The 25,348-nt window shown below is 53.0% G+C and carries 17 protein-coding genes; 13 read left to right on the top strand and 4 right to left on the bottom strand.

Annotated elements, in window-relative coordinates; all coding sequences use genetic code 11:
* Positions 1–79: 79 nt before the first annotated feature.
* The 8 genes from EAH77_RS16895 (at position 80) to EAH77_RS16860 (ending at position 10,303) form a co-directional block, all read left to right on the top strand.
* On the top strand, positions 80–1,066 hold the full coding sequence (locus EAH77_RS16895; protein WP_140473976.1) for an arabinose ABC transporter substrate-binding protein: 987 nt from the start codon (positions 80–82) through the stop codon (positions 1,064–1,066).
* 122 nt (positions 1,067–1,188) lie between these two features.
* Positions 1,189–2,763: an L-arabinose ABC transporter ATP-binding protein AraG gene (gene araG, locus EAH77_RS16890; protein ID WP_140473975.1), complete on the top strand. Its 1,575-nt coding sequence runs from the start codon at positions 1,189–1,191 to the stop codon at positions 2,761–2,763.
* A 4-nt stretch (positions 2,764–2,767) separates the two neighbouring features.
* Entirely contained in the window at positions 2,768–3,772 is a 1,005-nt protein-coding gene (gene araH / locus EAH77_RS16885; RefSeq protein WP_140473974.1) for an L-arabinose ABC transporter permease AraH, read from the top strand.
* A 219-nt stretch (positions 3,773–3,991) separates the two neighbouring features.
* The gene (araC, locus tag EAH77_RS16880) at positions 3,992–4,927 is read left to right on the top strand and encodes an arabinose operon transcriptional regulator AraC (protein ID WP_140473973.1); all 936 of its coding nucleotides are present in this window, start codon (positions 3,992–3,994) and stop codon (positions 4,925–4,927) included.
* 171 nt (positions 4,928–5,098) lie between these two features.
* Entirely contained in the window at positions 5,099–6,145 is a 1,047-nt protein-coding gene (locus EAH77_RS16875) for an oxidoreductase (protein WP_140473972.1), read from the top strand.
* Between the two features lie 106 nt (positions 6,146–6,251).
* Entirely contained in the window at positions 6,252–7,274 is a 1,023-nt protein-coding gene (locus EAH77_RS16870; RefSeq protein ID WP_140473971.1) for a bile acid:sodium symporter family protein, read from the top strand.
* A 242-nt stretch (positions 7,275–7,516) separates the two neighbouring features.
* The gene (locus tag EAH77_RS16865; RefSeq protein WP_140473970.1) at positions 7,517–8,443 is read left to right on the top strand and encodes a haloacid dehalogenase-like hydrolase; all 927 of its coding nucleotides are present in this window, start codon (positions 7,517–7,519) and stop codon (positions 8,441–8,443) included.
* A gap of 30 nt (positions 8,444–8,473) precedes the next feature.
* Entirely contained in the window at positions 8,474–10,303 is a 1,830-nt protein-coding gene (locus tag EAH77_RS16860; RefSeq protein WP_140473969.1) for a UDP-N-acetylglucosamine--N-acetylmuramyl-(pentapeptide) pyrophosphoryl-undecaprenol N-acetylglucosamine transferase, read from the top strand.
* Positions 10,304–10,409: 106 nt separating this feature from the next.
* Here the strand turns inward: EAH77_RS16860 and nifJ are convergent, their stop codons facing one another.
* Together nifJ and EAH77_RS16850 are read right to left on the bottom strand one after the other, a co-directional pair.
* Entirely contained in the window at positions 10,410–13,931 is a 3,522-nt protein-coding gene (nifJ, locus tag EAH77_RS16855; protein ID WP_140473968.1) for a pyruvate:ferredoxin (flavodoxin) oxidoreductase, read from the bottom strand.
* A 227-nt stretch (positions 13,932–14,158) separates the two neighbouring features.
* Positions 14,159–14,815 carry an MgtC/SapB family protein gene (locus EAH77_RS16850; protein WP_140473967.1) on the bottom strand — a complete coding sequence of 219 codons (657 nt, stop codon included), beginning with the start codon at positions 14,813–14,815 and terminating at the stop codon, positions 14,159–14,161.
* A 246-nt stretch (positions 14,816–15,061) separates the two neighbouring features.
* On the opposite strand from EAH77_RS16850, the gene EAH77_RS16845 reads away from it, so the two are divergent.
* Positions 15,062–15,346, top strand: coding sequence for a putative hemolysin (locus EAH77_RS16845; protein ID WP_140473966.1), 285 nt, complete (start codon positions 15,062–15,064; stop codon positions 15,344–15,346).
* Positions 15,347–16,035: 689 nt separating this feature from the next.
* Here EAH77_RS16845 and EAH77_RS16840 read toward each other — a convergent pair.
* Positions 16,036–17,022 (bottom strand): 2-hydroxyacid dehydrogenase, encoded by a 987-nt coding sequence (locus EAH77_RS16840; RefSeq protein WP_140473965.1) that lies wholly within the window; start codon positions 17,020–17,022, stop codon positions 16,036–16,038.
* Positions 17,023–17,104: 82 nt separating this feature from the next.
* On the opposite strand from EAH77_RS16840, the gene EAH77_RS16835 reads away from it, so the two are divergent.
* The 3 genes from EAH77_RS16835 to EAH77_RS16825 are packed head-to-tail and all read left to right on the top strand — an operon-like array spanning position 17,105 to position 20,372.
* Positions 17,105–19,819 (top strand): YdbH family protein, encoded by a 2,715-nt coding sequence (locus EAH77_RS16835; protein WP_140473964.1) that lies wholly within the window; start codon positions 17,105–17,107, stop codon positions 19,817–19,819.
* Positions 19,816–20,025 (top strand): YnbE family lipoprotein, encoded by a 210-nt coding sequence (locus EAH77_RS16830; protein ID WP_140473963.1) that lies wholly within the window; start codon positions 19,816–19,818, stop codon positions 20,023–20,025. Before EAH77_RS16835 ends, EAH77_RS16830 begins: the two co-directional genes overlap by 4 nt.
* An 8-nt stretch (positions 20,026–20,033) precedes the next feature.
* Positions 20,034–20,372, top strand: coding sequence for a YdbL family protein (locus EAH77_RS16825; protein WP_241673476.1), 339 nt, complete (start codon positions 20,034–20,036; stop codon positions 20,370–20,372).
* 106 nt (positions 20,373–20,478) lie between these two features.
* Here EAH77_RS16825 and EAH77_RS16820 read toward each other — a convergent pair whose 3' ends face one another.
* On the bottom strand, positions 20,479–21,096 hold the full coding sequence (locus EAH77_RS16820) for an FMN-dependent NADH-azoreductase (protein WP_140473962.1): 618 nt from the start codon (positions 21,094–21,096) through the stop codon (positions 20,479–20,481).
* Positions 21,097–21,387: 291 nt separating this feature from the next.
* Here EAH77_RS16820 and hrpA point away from each other — a divergent pair, with 291 nt between their 5' ends.
* The gene (hrpA, locus tag EAH77_RS16815) at positions 21,388–25,278 is read left to right on the top strand and encodes an ATP-dependent RNA helicase HrpA (protein ID WP_140473961.1); all 3,891 of its coding nucleotides are present in this window, start codon (positions 21,388–21,390) and stop codon (positions 25,276–25,278) included.
* The last annotated feature ends 70 nt before the right edge of the window (positions 25,279–25,348 follow it).

Below are 25,348 nucleotides of genomic sequence, written 5' to 3'. Positions count from 1 at the left end.
AACGTTTTCACACCTGTTCTGGTTTGAGTCAATTCAGCGGAATAGCGTGTGCGGCAACTATAAAAAGTCGGAGAACATCATGCATAAATTCACTAAGACGTTAGCGATGGCAGGTTTTGCTGTCCTTATGTCACATTCAGCTATGGCGGAGACCATGAAGCTGGGCTTTTTGGTTAAACAACCGGAAGAACCCTGGTTTCAGACTGAATGGAAGTTCGCGGATAAAGCAGGCAAGGATCTGAACTTCCAGGTGATCAAAATTGCGGTGCCGGACGGTGAGAAGACACTGAACGCTATCGACAGTCTGGCGGCTAATGGCGCGAAAGGTTTTGTTATCTGCACCCCTGACCCGCGTCTGGGGCCTGCGATTATGGCCAAAGCACGCAGCTACGATATGAAGGTTATTCAGGTAGATGACCAGTTCGTGAATGCCAAAGGCAAACCGATGGATGACGTGCCATTAGTCATGATGGCCGCGACCAAAATCGGTGAGCGTCAGGGTCAGGAACTGTATAAAGAGATGCAAAAACGTGGCTGGAATGCGGCTGATACCGGCGTTATGGCGATCACGGCTGACGAATTGGACACTGCGCGTCGCCGGACTTCCGGCTCAATGGATGCACTGAAAGCGGCCGGTTTCCCGGAAAAACAGATCTACAAAGTGCCGACTAAATCCAACGATATCCCGGGCGCACTGGATGCCGGTAACTCTCTGCTGGTGCAACATCCGCAAGTGAAAAACTGGTTGATCCTCGGCATGAATGACAACACCGTTCTGGGTGGCGTACGTGCAACAGAAGGTCAGGGCTTTAAAGCGGCGAACGTGATCGGCATTGGTATCAACGGTGTGGATGCGGTCAACGAACTCTCTAAAGGTGCACAGACCGGTTTCTACGGTTCCCTGCTGCCTAGCCCGGACATTCATGGCTACAAAAGTATTCAGATGCTGAATGAGTGGGTGACCAAAGGCGTTCAACCACCGAAATTCACCGAAGTGACTGACGTGGTGCTGATCACCCGTGACAACTTCAAAGTAGAACTGAAGAAAAAAGGCCTGATGCAATAAGTCTTTCTTACACCGTTGTATCACTCAGGGGCGCACAAGCTGCGCCCCCATTTTCGGGCCGCAGGGAGCGCTGCCAATAAAGAACGTTGTTAACCTTCACTCAATTCTTCCAGGTAGCCACTATGACTCAGCAAGCCTTACTCAATGCCTCGCTGCTGAAACCGTCACTGACGGAGTTTGATGCGGCCGCGCCGTATCTGGAGTTCCATAACATTGGCAAGACGTTTCCCGGCGTGAAAGCGCTGGATGGCATCACTTTTGACTGCAAAGCCGGGCAGATTCATGCGCTGATGGGGGAAAATGGCGCGGGAAAATCCACGCTGCTCAAGATCCTCAGCGGTAACTATCAGCCCTCACAGGGCGAAATTCATATCAAGGGCCAGCCGGTGAGTTTTACTCACACCACGGAAGCGCTGGATGCCGGTGTGGCAATCATCTATCAGGAATTGCATCTGGTGCCGGAAATGACGGTGGCAGAGAACATCTATCTCGGGCAGTTGCCGAGCAAATATGGCTGCGTGAACCGCAAACTGCTGCATTACGAAGCCAAAATTCAGCTGGAACATCTGGGGCTGGATATCGACCCGGACACACCGCTGAAATACCTGTCGATTGGTCAATGGCAGATGGTGGAAATCGCTAAGGCGCTGGCACGCAACGCCAAAATCATCGCCTTTGATGAACCGACCAGCTCGCTGTCGGCCCGTGAAATCGAGCAGTTGTTCCGCGTTATCCGCGAACTGCGCGCCGAAGGGCGGGTGATTATCTATGTTTCGCACCGTATGGAGGAGATCTTTGCCCTCAGTGACGCGGTCACCGTGTTTAAGGATGGCCGCTATGTCTGCACGTTTGATGACATGACGCAGGTGAATAACGAGAAACTGGTGCAGGCCATGGTCGGGCGTAATCTCGGCGATATTTATGATTATGTGCCGCGCCCGCATGGCGAGATCCGTTTGCAGCTCGATGCCGTCAAAGCGCCGGGTGTCAAAGCACCGATCAGCCTCAGTGTGCGTCAGGGGGAAATCGTTGGCCTGTTCGGTCTGGTTGGGGCCGGTCGCAGTGAACTGATGAAGGGGCTGTTCGGTGGCACCCGCATCACCGCAGGTACCGTGTCACTCGACGGTGTAGCGCTCAATATTCGCAAACCGGCTGACGCCATCCAACAGGGCATTATGCTCTGCCCGGAAGACCGTAAAGCCGATGGCATTATTCCGGTGCACTCGGTGCAGGACAACATCAACATCAGCGCGCGGCGTAAAAGCGTCATCGCCGGATGCGTGATTAATAATCGATGGGAAGCGCAAAATGCCAAAAAGCATATTGCTGCGCTGAATATCAAAACCCCGAGCGCCCAGCAGTTGATCATGAATCTGTCCGGCGGCAATCAACAGAAAGCCATTTTGGGTCGCTGGTTGTCGGAAGAGATGAAAGTGATCCTGCTCGACGAACCGACGCGCGGCATCGATGTGGGTGCCAAGCATGAGATTTACAACGTGATTTATGAACTGGCCAAGCAGGGCATTGCCGTTTTGTTTGCCTCAAGCGATCTGCCCGAAGTTTTGGGTCTGGCAGACAGAATTATCGTGATGCGCGAAGGCGCGATTTCCGGCGAGTTGCTGCATGACGACGCCACTGAAGAAAAAGCATTAGGGCTGGCAATGTTGAGAACGCCAGAACTGACGGCAGGAGCATAAAATTATGTCATCTATGACCACAAATTCCGGTAAACCGGAGCAATCTTCCGCCGCGTCACGTGGCGGCCAGGGCATCATGCGCATCTGGGACAGTTACGGCATGCTGGTGGTGTTCGCCGCGCTGTTTATTGCCTGTAGTATTTTCGTGCCGAACTTCAGTTCATTTATCAATATGAAAGGGCTGCTGCTGGCGATCTCCATGTCTGGCATGGTGGCCTGCGGGATGCTGTTCTGTCTGGCATCCGGTGACTTTGACTTGTCGGTTGCCTCCGTCATTGCCTGCGCCGGTGTGACCACGGCGGTGGTGATTAACCTGACCGAAAGCCTGTGGATTGGCGTCGGTGCCGGTTTGATTCTGGGGATGCTGACCGGTTTGCTGAACGGTTTTGTTATCGCCCGGCTGAAAATCAATGCGCTGATCACGACGCTTGCGACCATGCAAATTGTGCGCGGCCTGGCATATATCATTTCCGATGGTAAAGCCGTGGGTATCGAAGATGAGCGTTTCTTCGCGCTGGGTTATGCCAATTGGCTCGGCCTGCCAGCCCCTATCTGGTTGACGGTGGGATGTCTGATCATCTTCGGTCTGTTGCTTAATAAAACCACCTTTGGCCGTAATACATTGGCCATTGGCGGTAATGAGGACGCCGCGCGTCTGGCCGGTGTGCCGGTAGTGCGCACCAAAATCATCATCTTCATGTTGTCCGGGCTGGTGTCAGCGGCGGCGGGGATCATCCTGGCATCACGCATGACCAGCGGCCAGCCGATGACCTCGCTGGGTTATGAGTTGATCGTGATTTCTGCCTGCGTATTGGGGGGTGTTTCACTCAAAGGCGGTATCGGTAAAATCTCTTATGTGGTGGCCGGTATTCTGATTTTGGGTACGGTGGAAAATGCCATGAACTTGCTGAATATTTCACCGTTCTCGCAATACGTGGTGCGCGGTCTGATTCTGCTGGCGGCGGTGATCTTTGACCGCTACAAACAGAAAGCTAAAAGAGCGGTTTAAGGTCTTCCCTCCCTCATTCAAATTGCGGCTATCGCACCGGCAATTCGAAGAATGAACGGGATTAGTGATAACGCTTTCACGCGGCATTTAACGCTTTGACGGGTTAAATGCCGTAAAAAATAGCTTTCCTTCACATTTTCGTAACGTTTTCTGGCAGCGCTTTCATCGGCCGATAGAATAAAAGAAAGCCCGCCCCAGAGTGATTTTCAGGAGGTCCCGATGTATCACCGTATGATTCAGGATCAGCAGCAAAACCCGTTGTTGCCGGGTTACAGTTTTAACGCTTATCTGGTGGCAGGGATGACCCCCATACTGGCAGACGGACCGCTGGACTTTGCTATTGACCGCCCCGGAGGGATGAAAGGTTTTATCCTTAATCTGACGGTAAAAGGTCAGGGGAAAGTGTTCGACGGTGAAGATACGTTCTACTGTAACCCTGGCGATCTGCTGCTGTTTCCGCCCAAAGCACGCCATCTGTATGGCCGTTCAGTCAACAGTGATTGCTGGTACCACCGCTGGGTCTATTTCCGTCCGCGAGCTTACTGGGCCGACTGGCTGGAATGGCATACGAAAACCAATGATGTCGGGCGTCTTTCGCTGCCCAATAATACGCTGCTGCTGGAATTTGACCGCTTGTTTGCCAATATTGAACAGACGCAAAAATCCGGGCGACGTTTCTGCGAAGAGCTGGGGATGAATCTGCTGGAGCGCCTGCTGTTGCGCGCCATGGAGGAAGATCCGCAAAGCCCGCAAAAAATCATGGATCCACGCGTTATCGAAGCCTGTCAGTTTATTACCGGCAATCTGGCCGGTGAACTGCGTATTGATGAAGTGGCGCGCCACGTCTGCCTCTCGCCGTCGCGCCTGGCGCATCTGTTCCGCGAGCAAGTGGGTATTAACATTCTGCGCTGGCGTGAAGACCAGCGGGTGATCCGCGCCAAGCTGCTGTTGCAGACCACGCAGGAGTCCATCGCCACCATTGGCCGCGTGGTAGGTTACGACGATCAGCTCTATTTCTCCCGCGTCTTCCGCAAACGGGTCGGTGTGAGCCCGAGCGATTTCCGCCGCCGCAGTGTGGAAACCAACTATCCGGCCAAACCCTACCGCTCGCATCCGTGGCCCGAACCGGAAAATGCCGCAGCGTATCAGTTCTGATCATGACGGTTTAATCCTCTTTATTTATGCCCAACGCGATTGGCGTTGCAGCGAACGCCGTTGCAGCTTCAAGAATGAAGGGATGTGGGCTTTGTCACATTTAGCGCTTGTCCCCGTCCCTAAGCTGGTGTCAAATCAGAGTGATGCTTCATAAATGTAAAGGATAAAGAAATGACTGATACCTTACGCGTCGGGCTGGTGGGCTATGGTTTTGCCGGCAAAACATTTCATTCGCCGCTGATCTCAGGGACACCGGGCTTAGAACTGGCGGTGGTCTCCAGCAGTGATGCCGCCAAAGTGCACGCCGACTGGCCGAACGTCACAGTTGTGGACTCGCCTGAAAAAATCTTTGCCGATCCGACCATTGACCTGGTGGTGATCCCTACGCCGAACTCCACCCATTTCCCACTGGCGCAACAGGCGCTGGAAGCCGGTAAACACGTGATTGTGGATAAACCGTTTACCGTAACGCTGGGCGAGGCGCGCACGCTGAACATTCTGGCGCAGGAGCAGGGCAAAGTGCTGTCTGTATTCCATAACCGCCGCTGGGACTCAGATTTCCTCACGCTGAAAGCGCTGATTAAAGAAGGGACGCTGGGCGACATCGTCTATTTCGAATCGCATTACGACCGCTTCAAACCGCAGGTGCAGGAGCGCTGGCGTGAAAATGATGAACTGGGCAGCGGTATTTGGTATGACCTGGGCTCACATCTGCTGGATCAGGCTTTACAACTGTTCGGTATGCCAGACACCCTTCAGACCGATCTGGCCATTGTGCGTCCAGGGGGGAAAGCGGTGGACTACTTTAATACCGTGCTGACCTATGGCCGTCGTCGCGTGGTGCTGCACAGTACCGTGTACGCCAGTGCTGAAACCGCACGGTTTATCGTCCAGGGCGAAAAGGGCAGCTTCGTGAAATTCGGGCTGGATACGCAGGAGGACAGCCTGAAAGCGGGCATTCGCCCACCGCAGGCCAACTGGGGTCTGGATAAACGTGATGGTGTGCTGACGCTGAGTTTTGAAGGGGTGCTGGCGGATAAACATCTGCCGACGTTGCCGGGTGATTATCCGGCGTACTACGCGGGTGTGCGTGATGCTATCACCGGTAAAGGCCAAAACCCGGTTCCCGCGTCTGACGCTATTCGCGTTATGGAACTGATCGAATTAGGCATCCACTCTTCACAGCAGCAGAAAACATTAAAAGTCGTTAAAGACTGAGTGTTCTGAAAAATGAAAAACGCGCACAGCACAAGGTGCGCGTTTTTCATTTGCTGACTAAAATTTTAATAAATATTCATTTTTTCATTTTGCAAGGAAACGCATCATGTCCTGGTTGCAACGTCTGCGTATTGATACCTTTTTAGTCATCTTAGTCGCGGTGGTAGTGATCGCTTCTTTCTTTCCTTGTGAAGGGATTTACAAGACCATTTTTGAATACCTGACCACTGCCGCTATTGCCCTGTTGTTCTTTATGCACGGTGCCAAGCTGTCGCGTGAAGCTATTATGGCGGGGATCAGTCACTGGAAGTTGCATCTGGTGGTGTTCTTCAGCACCTTTGCACTGTTCCCACTGCTCGGCCTGGGCATGAAATGGCTGGTGCCACTGGGTATTCTGACGCCAACGCTTTACTACGGTTTTCTCTATCTCTGCGCGTTGCCTGCCACGGTGCAGTCGGCCATTGCGTTCACCTCGGTGGCGGGGGGTAACGTTGCTGCGGCCATTTGCAGCGCGTCGGCGTCCAGCATTCTGGGTGTATTCCTTTCGCCGGTGTTGGTTGGTCTGCTGATGCATACGCAGGGCGGCACCAATAATACGCTGCACGCCATTGGGTCGATTATTCTGCAACTGATGGTGCCCTTTATTATCGGTCACCTGTGCCGCCCGCTCATTGCCGAGTGGGTACAGCGCCATAAGAAGATCGTCAACGTTACTGACCGCTCCTCGATTCTGCTGGTGGTTTATGTGGCTTTCAGCGCCGCCGTGGTGGAAGGCATTTGGCATCAGATTGATGGTTGGTCACTGCTGGCGATCCTGGTCTGCTCCATTGTGTTGCTGACAATCGTGCTGATCATCAACACACTGGTGGCGCGTTGGCTAAGTTTCAGCACCAAAGATGAGATCACTATTGTGTTCTGTGGTTCGAAGAAAAGTCTGGCGAATGGTATTCCGATGGCCAACGTGCTGTTCCCGGCCTCTGCCGTGGGAGCGATGGTCCTGCCGCTGATGATTTTCCACCAGGTGCAACTGATGGTGTGCGCCGTGCTGGCCGCGCGTTATGCCAGGCGCGTTGCAAAAGAAGAAAAATCAAACGTGCCTGTGACTCATGGGCAAAAAGTCAGTTCCTAGCGTCGCCTGCACTGTGATTATATTTCCCGGCCAGCACATTCGTGCTGGCTTTTTTATGTTGATATTTGCCATTACATCTCTGCTTACTATTAATGTTGTGAATGCCATCACTATAATTTAATGGTTATTCTATGGGGTGTTTTCCCTCAGGCATAATATTGCCGTTTTCTGAGAATACTTTTTAATGTTACTTATGAATGTATCATTGTTGAATAATCACTATTATGAATGGAAGGGATATTATGCATAAAAGATATTTAGATTGTAATGCTTCTGAATTGGCCGTGATCGCCGGTGTTGATTTATTGGATGCGCTGCGTAATAGCGAGGGGCGGATTGTGGTCAGCGAAGTCATTGGCGCAGTACAGCCAATGCTCATGACCGTAACCAATGCTGAATTGGCAGCCAGTCAGGGTGCGGATATGTTGTTATTGAATATGTTCGATATTGAGGCTCCTGATATTCAGGGTATGCCTGCAGGAACGCCACCTGAGGAGATGATAAAAGAACTACAGCGGTTAACGGGCCGGGTCATTGGTGTGAATCTTGAGGCGGTCGCCACCGATTTTAAACCCACGCACAGTGAGTTCTGGGCAATGAAAAAAGGGCGGTTGGCCAGCCCTGAAAATGCGCTCAAATTGCGTGAAATGGGAGCCAAATTTATTGTGCTCACAGGTAATCCAGGTAATGGCATCAGTAATGCGGCCATTGGCGAAGCACTCTCTGACATTCGTCAGGCAGTCGGCAGCAGTATGGTGCTGATTGCCGGGAAAATGCATGCTGCGGGTATTTTACCCAAGAATGGGGATAAGTTGATTTCTATTGCGGATATTGACGTTTTTATCCAGCAAGGGGCCGACATTATATTAATTCCTGCGCCGGGCACGGTGCCAGGAATGAGCCAGGAGTATGTGGCAAGTTTAATTCAGCATGCCCATCAGGGTGGCGTGTTAACCATGACGGCAATTGGTACGTCACAAGAGGGAGCGGATACTGACACACTGCGCAGTATCGCGCTGATGAGCAAAATGGCTGGAACGGATCTCCATCATATCGGTGATACCGGCTATATCGGGATGGCGTTGCCTGACAACATTCGTGCCTACAGTATTGCCATCAGAGGTGTGCGTCATACCTATACCCGAATGGCGCGCTCCGTGAATCGTTAATTATCAATGGCGTTGAGATAAGGACATTACATGCTTGATCAGCAGATCAGAAACTTTTTGCAGAATACCGGCGCGAAATTGGTTTTAGTGAGCTATTCCCCTACTGGCGGTGGACATACGGCGAGGCTGTTAAATATTATCCATATGGCATTGGAAACACATTCATTGCCGCAGCACAGCATGGTTATTCTGCATATACCCTGTATCTGGGAAAATACCCCCCGACCCGTCGCGCTAAAAACGTTGTCCCAGGCACTGATCGATAAAGGTATTCCTGTCTGGTTGGCAGAGTCGGATAAAGCGATTTATGGTTATCTCAATAAGGAAACTGGCGGGTCAGACGACGCCAGTATTTTGCAACGTATCAGTCATTTTCCACAACGTAACGCCTCAGCGACTCACAATGCAGGGACTTCAGCGTCGGTGTCATCCCTGCGCGATTGTTTGGCTTATAAGCCAGGGATGGAATTCACGGCGCTGCCGGTCATCTCGGCCAAAGACCTAATGAGCAGTATCAGTCGGTTATTTCCAAGAGAGGTGATGGAAAACCGCTGTTATGTGCTGACGGATATGGATCCCTATTTACAGAAGGCAGCAGCCCTGCATGGTGTGCCGGGTAAACGTCGAGTTGACCAGCAAAATCACGCCATTTTACTGAATCTTACTGATAGCGAATTAAATCTGCTGCCGAAATATGCCCTGTTAGCCAAAGTATTGGGAGGGACACGAGAGAGTGTCTCGCATATTGCATTGGGTGGAAAAAATACGCTAAACAGCCTGACGCAGATAACCGGCGAATTAAAGATCTACAGTGGAACACCCAAAGCGATTGCGCGGGCGAAAGTTGCAGAATTACTGATGTCGTTCGCACTGGATCCTTTAACCATCAACGAGAAACTTAAACCCGGTGCGCCGCCATTTTCTGGGGTGATTGCCGGTAACAATCTACGTTATGGCGGTGCGGCAACCCACATCATTTATGTTTATGCGCATAAAAAAACCAGTCTGATTGCTGCCAGTGTCTGGGAGAATATAAAGAAAAACGAACCGGCATTTTCCACGGCATTGTTTCTTTTTTGTGGGCCAAATGCGGTGGGGAAATATAACGCGATGCATCTGGCTTATATTGCCGATGCAGACGGTATTACGACCGCAGGAGCAGGAACCGTGGGTGAATTTACTTACCTGCGTAAGGTGGCGGGGTGTGGCTCTCGTTTATTGATCCTGCCGATTGAAGGGCATAATGAGCAGGAGGCTAACGCAGATTATATCAGCGGCGAACCGGGTATTAAGGCGTTCGTCGTCAGGACGTTGGAAAAGGAACAGCTCTCGGCGACGGTGAGCCGCTTTGTCAATTCAGCCTCCAAATATAAAGAAGCCCCCATGACCATGCATGAATTCTTCGCTGCGATAAGTGATAGCAGTAGTTATGTTCAGCAAGGCAAAGATATTTTGTTTTCTGCCACCCCGGATCCCGATTTCAGCAATATTGAGAAAATTGAACAATTGATGAACCAAAGCGCTCTGTTACGTGCGACACGGAAATATTTGAAACTGGTGTTTCAGGGTTTATCCGCCACGGAGCAAACGGTTAATCACCCTATCGTGATACAGATGAAAGAAAGTAATGGCAAAAACCACGTATTCGAAAACGTTAAGCAATTCAATTATGCTCTAAATAGTAATGCCGAACTTGGCCGAATCATTGAAATGCCTGCAGGCGAAGATATTGGCCAAATGCCTTTATTGCAGGAGGTTAAGCGTCATTTTTCATGTTTGGTCCACAGTGGGAGAGCCGATGCCCCGTTAGGCAACAAATTAAAAGAGCAATTTGGCGAATTTATGGTGACCGGATTCTGACATCCGTTTGCATAAAAGGCAGATAACGGATTGGCTTCGTTATCTGCCCGGAATATCCCTGCTGTGTGTTCAACTTGCGGGGTCTACACTCAGCAGGCAAGGCAAGTTATTCCACCGATTTGCCTGCCAGCATCGCAAGAAAATCATATTTCTGTTGTAACTCTTTCTCTGCGGCAGCATAGAGTTGTGCCGCCACTTCCGGCTGTTGCGCATTGAGCCTTCTGAAACGCTGTTCGTTATTGAGCGTCTCGGTCAGGTTACTGTTTGGCGGACGTGAATCCAGTGCCAGCGCGGGTTTGCCTTCCTCTGTACGGCGCGGGTCGAACCGGTAGAGCGGCCAGAAACCGGTGGCGGTCAGCTGCTTCATCTGGTCATGGCTCAGGGCTAAATCGTAACCGTGCTCTTCGCACGGGCTGTAGGCGATAATCAGCGATGGCCCCGGGTAGGCTTCGGCTTCCTGAATGGCTTTTACCGTCTGGTTGAGCTGCGCGCCGAGTGAAATCTGCGCCACGTAGACGTGGCCGTACATCATCATGCTGACACCCAGATCTTTACGCGATTTACGTTTCCCCTGTTCGGCAAACTTGGTCACCGCACCCATTGGCGTAGCTTTAGACTGCTGGCCGCCGGTGTTGGAATAACACTGGGTATCGAGCACCAATACGTTGACGTTTTCGGTCAGGCTAAGCACATGATCCAGACCGCCGAAACCGATGTCATAGGCCCAGCCGTCACCGCCAATCAGCCAGATGGATTTATCCACCAGATAGTCTGCGTCAGTCGCCAGCTGGCGGGCATCCGGTGTGTCGATCCCGGCCAGAATTTTACGCAGTGTGGTGACATGCTGGCGTTTGATTTCAGGTGTGGACGTCTCATCGCGCAGACCGCCCAGTACTTCAGCCGGAACATGTTCTTCCAGCGACGCGACCAGCCGCAACACGCGGCGGCGGTGCTGGTCTACCGTCAGGCGGAAGCCCAGCCCGAATTCGGCGTTATCCTCAAACAGTGAGTTAGCCCACGCAGGACCACGGCCTTCGGCATTGGTGGTGTACGGCGTGGACGGCAAATTACCGCCGTAGATAGAAGAACAGCCGGTGGCATTGGCAATCAGCAGCCGGTCGCCATACAGCTGGGTCAGCAGCTTAATGTACGGCGTTTCACCACAACCGGAGCAGGCACCGGAGTATTCGAACAGCGGGGTGATCAGCTGTGAGGTACGGATATCAATACGCTCCAGCGTACTTTGATCGATTTCCGGTAACTTGAGGAAGAAGTCATAGTTGGCGCGTTCTTCTTCCAGATGCTCGATACGATCGGCCATGTTGATGGCTTTGATTTCTGGGTTCTGCCGGTCTTTGGCCGGACAGACTTCGACACACAAATTACACCCGGTGCAATCTTCCGGTGCAACCTGCAACACGTATTTCTGGCCGCGCATGTCGCGGGACTTCACGTCCAGCGACTGCAGGGCAGCAGGGGCGCCTTCGAGGGCTTCCGGCTGAACCACTTTGGCACGAATGGCCGAGTGCGGGCAGGCCGCGACGCAGTGGTTACACTGGGTACAGAGGTCCGGCTGCCAGATGGGCACCGCCTCGGCGATGTTGCGTTTTTCCCACTGTGTGGTCCCGGTCGGCCAGGTGCCGTCCGGCGGGAAGGCCGAAACCGGCAGGGCATCGCCGAGACCTGCCAGCATCGCGGCGGTAACGGTTTTGACGAAATCCGGTGCGGCGTCAGAGACAATCGGTGGGCGTTTACGGGGATTTTCAGGAATGGCCTGCAACGGGACTTCGATCAGCTCTTCCAGCGTGGCGCCCAGCGCCTGCCAGTTACGCATCACGACATCTTCGCCTTTGCTGCTGTAGCTGCGGGCAATCGCGCCTTGCAACGCTTTCAGCGCCTGATCGCCTGGCAGAATTTGCGTCAGGTGGAAGAAGGCCATCTGCATAACGGTGTTGATACGCGCGCCCAGCTGGCATTCGCGGGCAATTTTGGCGGCGTTGATAATGTAGAAGCGGGCCTTCTGCTTATGCAGCACGGCCTGGACTTCGAGCGGCAGCCGCTCCCAGACTTCAGCGGCGGAGAACGGCGTATTGAGCAGGAAAATCCCACCCGGACGCAGGCGCTCTGCCATTTGGTAGAGGTCAATAAATTGCCACTGATGGCAGGCCACAAAATGTGCGTGGGTCACCAGATAAGCCGATTTGATGGGCTGCTGGCTGACGCGCAGATGTGAAACCGTCAGGCCACCGGCCTTTTTCGAGTCATAAACAAAATAACCCTGGGCAAACATCGGCGTGCTGTTACCAATGATTTTGATGTTGTTCTTGGTAGCCGACACCGAACCGTCACTGCCAAGACCATAGAACAGCGCTTCCAGCGAGGCATGCTGCGGTAACTCTTCTTCATTGACCGGCAGCGACAGGCCGGTCACATCGTCATAAATGCCGACGGTAAAGCGCGGACGCGGCTGGCTGAGCGCCAGTTCGTCAAAAATAGAGAGCACGCAGTCAGGGCCAAACTCTTTGGATGAGAGCCCATAACGCCCGCCGATCACTTTTGGCAGGCTGTCACGTTCGCCGCGAGTATAGGCTTCAGCCAGCGCAGTCATTACGTCCAGATACAGCGGCTCTGCCAGTGCGCCGGGTTCTTTGGTGCGATCCATCACCGCCAGCGTTTTCACCGTCTGTGGTAATACTGAAAGCAAATGTTCAGCGCTGAACGGGCGGTAAAGACGCACTTTCAGTACACCGACTTTCTCGCCGCGCGCCAGCAGGGTTTCGATCACCTCTTCGCAAGTGCCAATGCCAGAACCCATTAAGACGATAACCCGTTCAGCCTGCGGGTGGCCGACGTACTCAAACGGCTGGTATTCGCGGCCGGTGAGGGCGGCGAAGGCGTTCATGGCGTCAATCACGTGCTGGCAGGTGGCGTCGTAATAAGGATTGGTGGCTTCGCGCGACTGGAAATAGGTGTCCGGGTTGGCGGAGGTGCCACGGATCACCGGGCGGTCCGGCGTCAGTGCGCGGGCGCGGTGGGCGTCAATCTGCGCCTGTGGCAACATCTGTTGCAGGGTGTCATCGCTCAGCGGGGAAATTTTATTGATTTCGTGCGAGGTACGGAAACCGTCGAAGAAATGAATGAAAGGCACGCGGCTGTTAAGGCTGGCGACTTGTGAAATCAGCGCGAAGTCCTGCGCTTCCTGCACGCTGGCGGCGCTTAGCAGCGCGCAGCCGGTCTGGCGGACGGCCATGACGTCTGAGTGGTCGCCAAAAATAGAGAGCGCGTGGGTTGCCACGGTACGGGCAGCGACGTGCAGTACAAACGGCGTTAACTCCCCGGCCACTTTATAGAGCGTGGGGATCATCAACAGTAAACCCTGTGATGAGGTAAATGACGTCGAAAGTGCCCCGGTTTGCAGCGCACCGTGCACGGTAGCAATCGCCCCGGCTTCAGACTGCATCTCCATTACCGTCGGGACATCGCCCCATAAGTTCTGTTTACCTTCACCGGCCCAGGCACCGGCGATTTCAGCCATGGTCGAACTTGGCGTAATAGGATAGATAGCAATCACTTCATTAGTGCGATAGGCCACGGAAGCGACTGCGTTATTACCGTCAGTGGTGATCATGGAAACCCCTTCATTCTTCTTAACTGCAACCGGAAACAGCTAATCTGTTCCTGTCTGATGCGAAAAAGTTTAGCATCGGGCAGTAACATCGATTTATCCTGATTGTGTGCAGGGGTAATAACTGAAAGAAAAGAGAGAGTTAGATACGGAACGGGGGTTTTAGGCTCTTTATTAGTGACGGGCCGTTATTAACAGCCCAGATCATAAAGATAAAAAGGTGAACGGCGTTAATTAATATCAATACGCTTGATGCCGCCGACCGCCATGAGCGACTCGTACAGTATATCAACGCTTTGTTTGGGTCTCAGTACCACGTCCAGTACTAATTCACATTTTGTATCGTCATCGTCACGCTGATTGACTTTAATGTGGCCCGGACGAATTCGCAGTTTCTGCAAGGCAATTAATACCGGTGGAACGCTTTGCGGTGCCAGACGTATTTCAATCAGATGGTGATGGCCGATCAGCCTATTACTGATTTGACGGAATACTTCCAGCACAATTAAGGTCATAAACGCGCCATAAATACCGATCTCATACATGCCGCTACCAATCACCAGGCCGATGGCGGCGGTGACCCATAATCCGGCCGCCGTTGTTAATCCTTTGACCACCTGCTTTTGAATAATGATGGTCCCGGCACCGAGGAAGCCCATGCCGCTTACCACCTGCGCCGCGACGCGGCTGGGGTCAAAACTGACGTGGCTGAGGGCGAGTAAATCCTGAAAACCATACTTTGAGACAATCATAAACATGGCACTGCCGATACCCACTAACACATGGGTACGCAGACCGGCCTCTTTAGCACGTAACTGGCGTTCAATACCAATCAGCCCTCCCAGTATTCCGGCGAGCACAATACGTAATAGAAAATCTGTCAGCATTTTGCAGGGTCTCCTTTCTGACGCGGTTTTTATGTTTATTTTAGGCGTTCAATGGCTAAAAACGATTAATTGGCTTCCAGTTTATGAGTCAAAGAAATAACCGAACGCAATAAAGTGTATCTAATCGTTTATTTTTAGGAAAAAGTTGATGTTAATTGACAGCAATACTCGACGGCTGGCGAATAGCTCGGCTAAGATAGCGACTGCTAATCATTCCCCCGTCATTCATATTCAGGAGCAGCACTGATGATCACTGCGTTACGCGTTTTATTGGCCGGAACTGTGTTGCTACTCGCCGCTTGCAGCAGTCATGACGACTCAGCCGACGTTCCCCAGAAAGGTAACAGCGTGAATCTCAGCAACCACAGCGTGAATATGGACAGCCCGGCCTATGCAGCCTGTTCAATGGCGGGTGGGCAATTACGTCTGGCCCCTCAGCTCGACGGCAGCAATGTCGGTATGTGTTCGATGGCCAATGGCCGCCAGTGTTCGGAAGCCGCGCTGATGCAGGGGCGATGCACCGCCGGATGATGATTAAAGGTCTGCGGCCTTTGACCGCTTTAAATCTTTAAATTCCACTTCAAATTCAAGGTCAAGGTCAAGGTCGTGGGCGTCGGCCCACACCGACCAGAGGGCCGCAGTCGCTCGGCCCTCTGGACTCCGAGCTTTTTAAAAACAGCAGCTGCGCAGGTCACAATGGCCGTGTTTCAGGTGCCGCTGTTATAGCCGCAAACTCCGCCGCTGCGCGGTCCTCTCAGTTCGGGCTTCAACCCGCGTAAAAACCCACGCGGTTTTGCGCCTCTCCCTCGACGTCGTTTTGAACGCGGCCTCGATATTTTTAAAGACAAATACAGTGACGATTAGAGTGACGATTTTGAATTTGAAGAAGCTTCGGCCGCATTCAAAAATGGCGCTGAATGAGAGGTGAGAAACGGCGAGCGGTTTTTATGCGAGCTGGTCCGAACCCGAAATGAAGGTACCGCAACGCGGCGCTATTTTGCGGCTATCACAGCGGTAGCTGGAACACGGCCATCCCGATTCAGCGATAGCGCGCAGTTAAAAAACGCAGGAGATCCAAGAGGAGGCGCGTTTACGCCTCCTCTTGGGCGGGTTTGGGCAGCAGGCCCAAGGTTTAAGGCCGGTGTGGGCGGCGAGCCCACGACCTTGAAGTTGAATTTAAAGATTTAAAAGCAGGCCTGGGCAGTCCGCCCAGTTAAAAACTAAAGCACATTCGGGCAATGCTCACCCTTTGCCAACTGCGACACATTCATCAACGTTGTTTCTGAAATGCTGGTCAGTGCGTCGCTGGTCAGAAATGCCTGGTGACCGGTGAACAGGACATTGTGACACGACGACAAACGGCGGAAGACGTCGTCGAGGATCACTTCGTTGGAGTTGTCCTCGAAGAACAGGTCGCGCTCGTTTTCGTACACGTCCATCCCCAGTGCGCCGATTTTCTGTTTCTTCAGTGCGTCGATGGCGGCGGTCGCGTCAAGCAGTGCGCCTCGGCTGGTATTCACAATCATCACACCGTCTTTCATTTTGGAGAAAGAGGTGGCATTGAGAAGATGGTGATTTTCCGGCGTCAGCGGGCAGTGCAGGGAGATAACGTCTGACTCCGCGTACAGCGTGTCGAGATCGACATACTCTGCGCCGAGCTCCAGGGCCAGCGGGCTTGGATACGGATCATAAGCCAGAATACGCATACCGAACCCTTTCAGAATACGCATGGTGGCGACCCCAATCTTGCCGGTGCCAATAATGCCGGCGGTACGCTGATACATGTTGAAACCAATCAGCCCCTCCAGCGAGAAGTTCGCTTCACGGGTGCGCTGATAGGCGCGGTGAATATGGCGGTTGAGGCACATCATCATGCCCACGGCGTGTTCAGCCACCGCTTCCGGGGAATACGCCGGGACGCGCACGACAGAAATCCCCAGTTCTTTGGCCGCGTCCAGATCCACATTGTTAAAACCTGCGCAACGCAGCGCCAGCGTTTTAACGCCGAGCGTTTTCAGCTCCTGCAACACTTCACGGCAACCATCATCATTAACGAAAATACACACAGCATCCGCGCCAATGGCGGTTTTTGCTGTCTGCGGTGTCAGTAGGAAATCAAAAAATTCCAGCTCATAGCCGTAATGCTGGTTTACCAGCTCGAGGTATTTACGGTCGTAATTTTTAGTACTGTAGACAGCCAGTTTCATCAGGTTTCTCCATGAGAGGCTTTTTAAGTAGATACTCTAATTATGGTATCTTATAGCGGTTTAGTGAAAAACAAGGCATTTCATGAGGAAAGGACTGAGAAATTTTGTGCTGGTGTGTCTGTCCACCGTGCTGATCCTGCTATTGCTGGCGCTGATTTTATGGAAAACGGTTCCGCGTTGGCTGCCTGGCCTGGCCCAACACTGGCTTCCCGCAGGGTCCAGTCTGAGCCTTTCTGCTTCCCCCCGCTGGTCGGACGGCGTGTTATCGCTCCCTGGTCTGAGTTATCAGGCAGGGAATTGCATGCTGGCGCAGGCGACCAATGCCCGGTTGAGCAAGCACCGCGGGCGCTGGGCGTTAGAGGCGGATGTTCTGACCGTGGATACCCGTTGTCTGAGCAACATGCCCGCCAGTACCGACGGCAAACCGCTGACGCTGGCAGATATCCAGAACTCGTTGCCTGCCGGTTCAGTGATCGTTCGCCAGCTGTCGGTGACACCGTGGCAGCGCTATGCTGGTGAGTTACATCTGCAGAACGACGGCGCGGTTCAGCATCTTTCCTTGCAGGGAGACGCGCTGAAACTTGACGTCTCTCTCGACAACCAACAGCAACTGACCATCAGTTCGCTGAGTCTGATACCGCCGGGCAGCGAAGTGCCGCTTTCACTTAGCGGAAAAGTGACCTTACCCGCGACTTTCAACCAGCTTCCTCAAACCGGTGAACTGCACGGCGAAATGCAAACCGCCGAAGTGCCGAATCCGCTGGATATCACCCTGCAATGGCAAAAGACCTCCGGTGTGCTGACGCTGGCAGAAAAAGGCAACACGCAGCCGCTGGCCACGCTGCCGTGGGCGTTGCAGGAGAAACAGTTACAAATTACTCAGGGGCAGTGGCGTTGGCCGTATGCCGCGCAGCCTCTTTCCGGTGGCGTTAGTCTGACGTTAAGCGACTGGAGCGATACGTTCGATCAGACCCAGATAGCTGCGCGCCTGAATGTGCTGACGCACGGGCATAACGGCAAAGCCAACGTGGTACTGACCATGGGGCCGGGGAAAATCGGTCTGCTCGACAGCGATCTGGTTTTCCAGCTTACTGGACAGGCTAACTTGCAGTCGACGTCGATGAGTGCCTCTTTACCCGGCACCCTTTCCGGGTCGGTGCTCAACCCTCAGCTTGCATTACGCAGTGGAGCGTTGTTGCGCGTGTGGGGGAAACCGACCCCCGAACTGACATTGCAGGATGCGCGCTGGCCGCTGGCCGGTGTGAAGGTTTCAGCCGAAGGCGTGAGTGGCCCGTTACAGGCTATTGTGAAAGCCCGCGACAGCTACTGGGGCGCATTTGACCTGCATCTTAACGGTAAGTCGCAAAAGTTCTGGCCGGATCAGGGGCAGTGGGACTTCAACTATTGGGGCAACGGCAAACTGCCGCCGCTGGCCGGTCAGTGGGATATGTCCGGTAAAGGCCGCTGGCACGATAATCTGATCACCCTGACGTCGTTATCAACCGGTTTCAACCGGCTGCATTACGGTCTGGTGGATGTCGATGCACCGCGTTTGACGCTGGAGAAACCACTGACGTGGCGACGCCCGCTGCCTGCGCGTTATCAGGATCAACTGCCTGCCTTGCCCCTTCAATTTGCCGGGGCGATCAAGCTGGTGGCGAAAAAGATTGCGCTGGAGAACGGTGGCTATCTGCCGCCTGCCGAGTTGACACTGCAATTGGCCGGTACTGATCCCCGCAGCTTTAACCTGCGCGGAATGCTCGATGCGAAACCTATCGGGCCGATTCGTCTGCATGGCCGCTGGGATGGCGAACGCCTGCGCGGTGAGGGCTGGTGGCCCAAACAGCAACTGACGTCATTTCAGTCGCTGCTGACGCCAGATCTGGCCGTCAAACTGCGTGAAGGCTCTTTCTATGCGCAGTCTGCATTTTCGATGGCGCGGGGTCAGGGTTTTGTCGCGGGTGGACACTGGGTCGTGAAAAACGGGGGGATGTGGTTACAGGACGGTGACCTTAGCGGGATGGATTTCAGCCTCTCATACCGGCTGAAAAATCAAATCTGGACGCTGGGTGTTAAAGAACCGGTGATGCTGCGTATCCGCGAAGTGAATAATCTTAGCAAACTGGAAAATATTACCGCCGACCTGCAAGGCAGTTATCCGTGGAGCGAACAGACGCCGCTGACGCTCAGTAATCTGGGCGTGGATATGCTGCGCGGCCACGTCAGCCTCTCGACGCTGCGTATGCCACAGCATGACGCGGCGGTGCTTAAACTGGATAAAATTAACTTAAGTGAACTGTTCACCGCGCTCAAACCCAAACAGTTGGTGATGTCCGGTAATGTGAGCGGCGAGTTGCCGCTGTTCGTCAATAACCCGAAATGGATCATCCGTAACGGCTGGATTAAAAATGACGGCTGGCTGACGCTGAGACTCGACCCTCAATTCGCAGAGGCGATGGCGAGTGGCAATATTGCTAACCGGCTGGTGATTGAGTGGATCCACTATCTGGAAATCCGTCAGATGCAGGCGCAGGTCAATCTGGATAACCTCGGCGAACTGACCATGAGCTCCCACGTGATGGGGGCGAATACCTCAGACAAAAAGGATCGCGAAGTGATCCTCAATTACACCCATCAGGAAAATATTTATCAGCTGTGGCGCAGCCTGCGCTTTGGCGACAACCTACAGGAAATGCTGCAACAGCGGATGTCGCTCCCGGCGAATTCACTGTCTCATCAACCTGATGCTACTTCCTCCCACGCTAAAAAGGACACTGATTTGAGGACCCCACAATGAAGCCGCTATTTGCTTACCGCACGTCGGTCTGTACCTGTCTGGCGTTGTCAGTTCTGCTGCTCAATGGCTGCGTGCCGCGTATAGAACTGGCAGCCCCCAAAGAGCCGATCACCATCAATATGAACGTCAAAATCGAGCATGAGATCCATATCAAAGTGGATAAAGACGTTGAGAATCTGCTCAAAAATCAAAGCAATTTGTTCTAGGAGTGTGTATGTCCAGGACATTTATTATAAAAACCAGCCTCATGCTACTGACCACAGGATTGCTCTTTTGTAGCCAGGCGTTCGCGTTAACGCTCAATGACGCCAAGCAGCAAGGGCGCGTGGGCGAAACGCTGTCCGGTTATTTGGCACCGGTCAAACAGGATGCGGAAAGTGTCGCGCTGGCAACGCGTATTAATGATGCACGTAAACAGCAGTATCAGCAGGTGGCGCAGGATAATCAGGTCACCACCGACGATGTGGCAAAACTGGCAGGGCAAAAGCTGGTGGCCAGAGCCGGAAAGGGCGAGTTTGTGCGGGGTATTAATGGGCAGTGGTTGCAAAAATAGCTAAAAAAAGCGCGCTTTCCAGCGCGCAATGGTTTTATCACAACAATTTCAGGAAGGACCTTAGACAACAGATTTTGAGGGTAATAATCTTTCCTGAATGTGATAATTACGCGGCAGCCACTTGTTTGATGGCGGCGTCGATAGCTTCTTTTGCTGCTGCCTGTGCTTTGGTCGCCACTTCTGGACCGTAAGCGATGCCTTCAGCAAAGATGAATTCTACATCGGTCATGCCCAGGAAACCCAGGAACAGAGACAGGTACGGTGCAACCAGGTCTGTAGGGGTGTCTTTATGGATACCACCACGGCTGGTCAGAACGATAACCTGTTTGCCTTTCACCAGACCTTCAGGACCTTTTTCGGTGTATTTGAACGTCACACCGGCACGGGCTACCAGGTCAAAGTAGTTTTTCAACTGCGTTGGGATATTGAAGTTGTACATTGGCGCAGCGATAACAATCACGTCATGAGCTTGTAATTCTTCAATCAGGGTATTGGACAGTGCCAGCGCTTCTTCCTGACGCGGAGTCAGTGCAGCATCAGAAGGACGCAGCGCGCCAACCAGCTCACCATCGAGAACCGGGATTGGGTCTGCTGCCAGGTCACGTACGGTCACCTGTGCACCGCTGTGGGCGGCCTGATATTGTGCGACAAAATAGTCGGTCAGTTGGTTTGATTGAGAGAAGTTCGCCAGAATACTTGATTTCAGAACCAGTACTTTGCTCATGTGAAAATCCTTAACTGAGTGCGTTGCAAGAGCGGATGCCCTGTGAATGGAACCCACTTTATTCACTAATGTCATTCAGTGATAGCGCAATAATTCGAGGGCTACGTTCGAATTATTTGAACGAGTGGAAAACAGTTCTTTTACAGGCTGCCCACTTTTCAGCATCCCCAACAGCTTGTGGTAACATATTGGTCTACAGGCATGTTGTAACCCGCCTAAAACCATTTCAAATTCAGCCGACAGAGCGCCTTTCTGCTCTGGTCGTTTGACTTGCAACAAGGAATACCGAACGTGAAATCTCCGCTCGCGGCACTGTCAGCGCAACTAGACGGGCTGATGCTACGTGACCGACAACGCCTGCAACGACGTTTGCAGGGTGCCAAGGCGCTGTTTAATAAACCCAATCAGGATCCGCAGGCGCTGGAAAAACTCACCGCTGAACTCGAACCTTTGATTGCGCAAAGCCTGCAAAAGGTCAGGGCGCGTGAAGCATCACGGCCAAAAATCAGTTATCCCGAAAATCTGCCGGTCAGTCAGAAGAAAGACGACATCTTCAATGCCATCCGTGATCATCAGGTGGTGATTATCGCGGGCGAAACCGGTTCGGGCAAAACCACGCAGATCCCGAAAATCTGTATGGAGCTGGGCCGGGGTATCACTGGCCTGATTGGTCATACTCAGCCGCGTCGTTTAGCGGCTCGCACCGTGGCCAATCGTATTGCCGATGAGCTGGAAACCTCACTCGGCGGCACGGTCGGTTATAAAGTGCGGTTTAACGATCAGGTCAGCGAAACCACCTTGGTGAAACTGATGACCGACGGCATCTTGCTGGCGGAGATCCAACAGGATCGCATGTTGATGCAATATGACACGCTGATCATCGATGAAGCGCACGAACGCAGCCTGAATATTGACTTTATTCTCGGTTATTTGCGTCAGTTGCTGCCCAAGCGCCCTGATCTGAAAGTGATTATTACCTCGGCCACCATCGACCCGCAGCGGTTTTCTAAACATTTCAACAATGCGCCGATCATTGAAGTCTCCGGGCGCACCTATCCGGTGGATGTGCGCTATCGCCCGGTGGTGGATGATGCTGACGATACCGATCGCGACCAACTGCAGGCCATTTTTGATGCTGTGGACGAACTGGGCCGCGAAAGTGCCGGAGATATTCTGATCTTTATGAGTGGTGAGCGTGAGATTCGTGATACCGCCGATGCGCTCACCAAGCTTGACTTACCGCATACCGAAATCCTCCCGCTGTACGCGCGTTTGTCCAACAGCGAACAAAACCGCGTGTTCCAGTCGCATGCTGGCCGCCGTATCGTGTTGGCAACTAACGTGGCGGAAACCTCGCTGACCGTACCGGGCATCAAATATGTTATCGATCCGGGTACGGCGCGCATCAGCCGCTACAGTTTCCGTACCAAAGTGCAGCGTCTGCCCATCGAGCCGGTATCGCAAGCCTCTGCTAATCAGCGTAAAGGGCGTTGCGGACGCGTCTCGGAAGGCATCTGTATCCGCCTTTACTCCGAGATGGATTTCCTCTCACGCCCGGAATTTACCGACCCGGAAATTCTGCGTACTAACTTAGCTTCGGTCATTTTGCAGATGACCTCGCTGGGGCTCGGCGACATTGCCGCCTTCCCGTTTGTGGAAGCGCCGGATAACCGCAATATCCAAGATGGCGTAAAGCTGCTGGAAGAGCTGGGAGCGATTAACAATGCGCAGGATGGCCGCTATACACTGACGCCATCAGGTCGCCAGTTGGCTCAGTTGCCGGTGGATCCGCGTCTGGCCCGTATGGTGCTGGAGGCGCGTAAAAATGGCTGCGTGCGCGAAGTGATGATCATCACCGCCGCGCTGTCGATTCAGGACCCACGTGAACGTCCGGCAGACAAAAAGCAGGCGTCGGACGAAAAACACCGCCGCTTTGCCGATAAAGACTCGGATTTCCAGGCGTTTGTGAACCTGTGGGATTACCTGAAAGAGCAGCAGAAAGAACTCACTTCTGCGCAGTTCCGCAAGATGTGCCGCAGTGATTACCTCAACTATCTGCGTGTGCGCGAATGGCAGGATATCTACACCCAGCTGCGTCAGGTGGTAAAAGAGCTCGGTCTGCCGGTCAACAGCGAACCGGCGGATTACCGCAGTATTCACTGCGCGTTACTGACCGGGCTGCTGTCGCACATCGGCCAAAAAGACGTCGATAAACACGAATATACCGGTGCGAGAAATGCGCGCTTTGCGATATTTCCAGGCTCTGGTTTATTCAAAAAACCGCCGAAATGGATCATGGTTGCTGAGCTGGTGGAAACCAGCCGCCTGTGGGGCCGCATTGGCGCCCGTATAGAACCTGAATGGATTGAGCCACTGGCTCAACATTTGGTGAAAAGCAGTTACAGCGAACCGCACTGGGAAAAAGCACAGGGCGCGGTGATGGCGACCGAAAAAGTCAGCCTGTTTGGCCTGCCGATTGTGGCGGCCCGTAAAGTCAATTACGGCACTATCGACCCCGTGGTGTCCCGTGATCTGTTTATTCGTCATGCGTTGGTGGAGGGGGACTGGCAGACGCGTCATGCGTTCTTCCGCGCCAATTTGCGACTCCGTACTGAAGTTGAAGAGCTGGAGCACAAGTCCCGTCGCCGCGATATTCTGGTGGACGAAGAGACGCTATTCCTGTTTTACGAACAGCGTATCGGTCAGGAGGTGGTGTCAGGGCGACATTTTGATACCTGGTGGAAAACCCAGCCACAAGACAGCCTGAATTTCGAAAAAAGCATGTTGATCAAAGAGGGGGCGGGTAATATCAGCGCGCTCGATTACCCGAATTTCTGGCATCAGGGCAACATTAAACTGCGCGTGACCTATCAGTTCGAGCCGGGTACTGACGCTGATGGTGTCACGGTACACATTCCGTTGCCGCTGCTGAATCAGGTGAGTGAAGAGGGGTTTGACTGGCAAATTCCGGGCATTCGCCGTGAATTGATCATGGCATTGATTAAGTCGTTACCAAAACCGGTCCGCCGTAACTTCGTGCCGGCACCCAATTACGCTGACGCTTTGCTCGGTCGTATTAAGCCCTTTGAATTACCGCTGCTGGAAGCCATGGAGCGCGAACTGCGTAAGATGAGTGGCGTGACGGTGTCACGCGATGAGTGGCAACTTGAGCAGGTACCTGATCATCTTAAAATGACATTCCGTATTCTGGATGACAAAAACAAGACGCTGCGTGAAGGCAAAGATCTGACGGTACTGAAGGCGGGTCTGAAGGAACAGGTACAACAGACGCTGTCTGCGGTGGCTGACGACGGTATCGAGCAGAGCGATTTACATGTCTGGAGCTTCGGCACGCTGCCGGAGAAGTATGAACAAAAGCGCGGTGGCTATGAAGTGAAAGCCTATCCGGCGCTGGTTGATACCAAAGACAGTATCGCTATCCGTTTGTTCGACAGCGAACTCGAGCAGCAGCAGGCCATGCGGGCGGGGCTTCGCCGCCTGTTACTGCTGAATATTCCATCACCTATCAAGTACCTGCATGAAAAACTGCCCAATAAAGCTAAACTCGGGCTCTACTTTAACCCGTACGGCAAAGTACTGGATCTCATTGACGACTGCATCGCCTGCGGGATTGACAAGCTTATCGCGCAAAGCGGCGGACTGGTGTGGAAAGAGGAAGCGTTTGCCCGCCTGCATGAACATGTTCGTGGGCACCTTAATGAAGCCGTAGTGCAGATTGCAGTACAGGTTGAGCAAATTCTGACGGCGGTATTCAGTATCAATAAGCGCCTGAAAGGCCGGATTGATATGACCATGGCGCTGGCACTGTCTGACATTAAGAGCCAGATGTCCGGGCTGATTTATCGCGGATTTGTGACGCAAAATGGCTGGAAACGCTTGCCGGACACGCTGCGTTATCTCAATGCTATCGAAAAGCGCATGGATAAACTGCCGGTTGACCCTCACCGCGATCGTGCGCAGATGCTGAAGGTCGAGCATGTACAGAAAATGTGGCAACAGTGGTTGAATAAATTGCCGCCTGTGCGCCAGCAAAGTGAAGAAGTGAAAGAAGTTCGCTGGATGATTGAAGAGTTGCGCGTGAGTTACTTTGCGCAGCAATTGGGAACGCCATACCCGATTTCAGATAAGCGTATTTTGCAGACCATGGAGCAATTAGCGTAATGAGTCAGGTTTAAATTCTGCCCCAAAAAGCCCCAGACCTCTTATAGAGGTTTAGGGCTTTTCACGCTAG

Origin of the sequence: Ewingella americana (genome assembly GCF_006438725.1) — a bacterium.
In the GTDB taxonomy this organism is placed as follows: Bacteria; Pseudomonadota; Gammaproteobacteria; order Enterobacterales; family Enterobacteriaceae; genus Ewingella; species Ewingella americana_A.
This window is presented reverse-complemented; position numbering and strand designations above follow the sequence as displayed.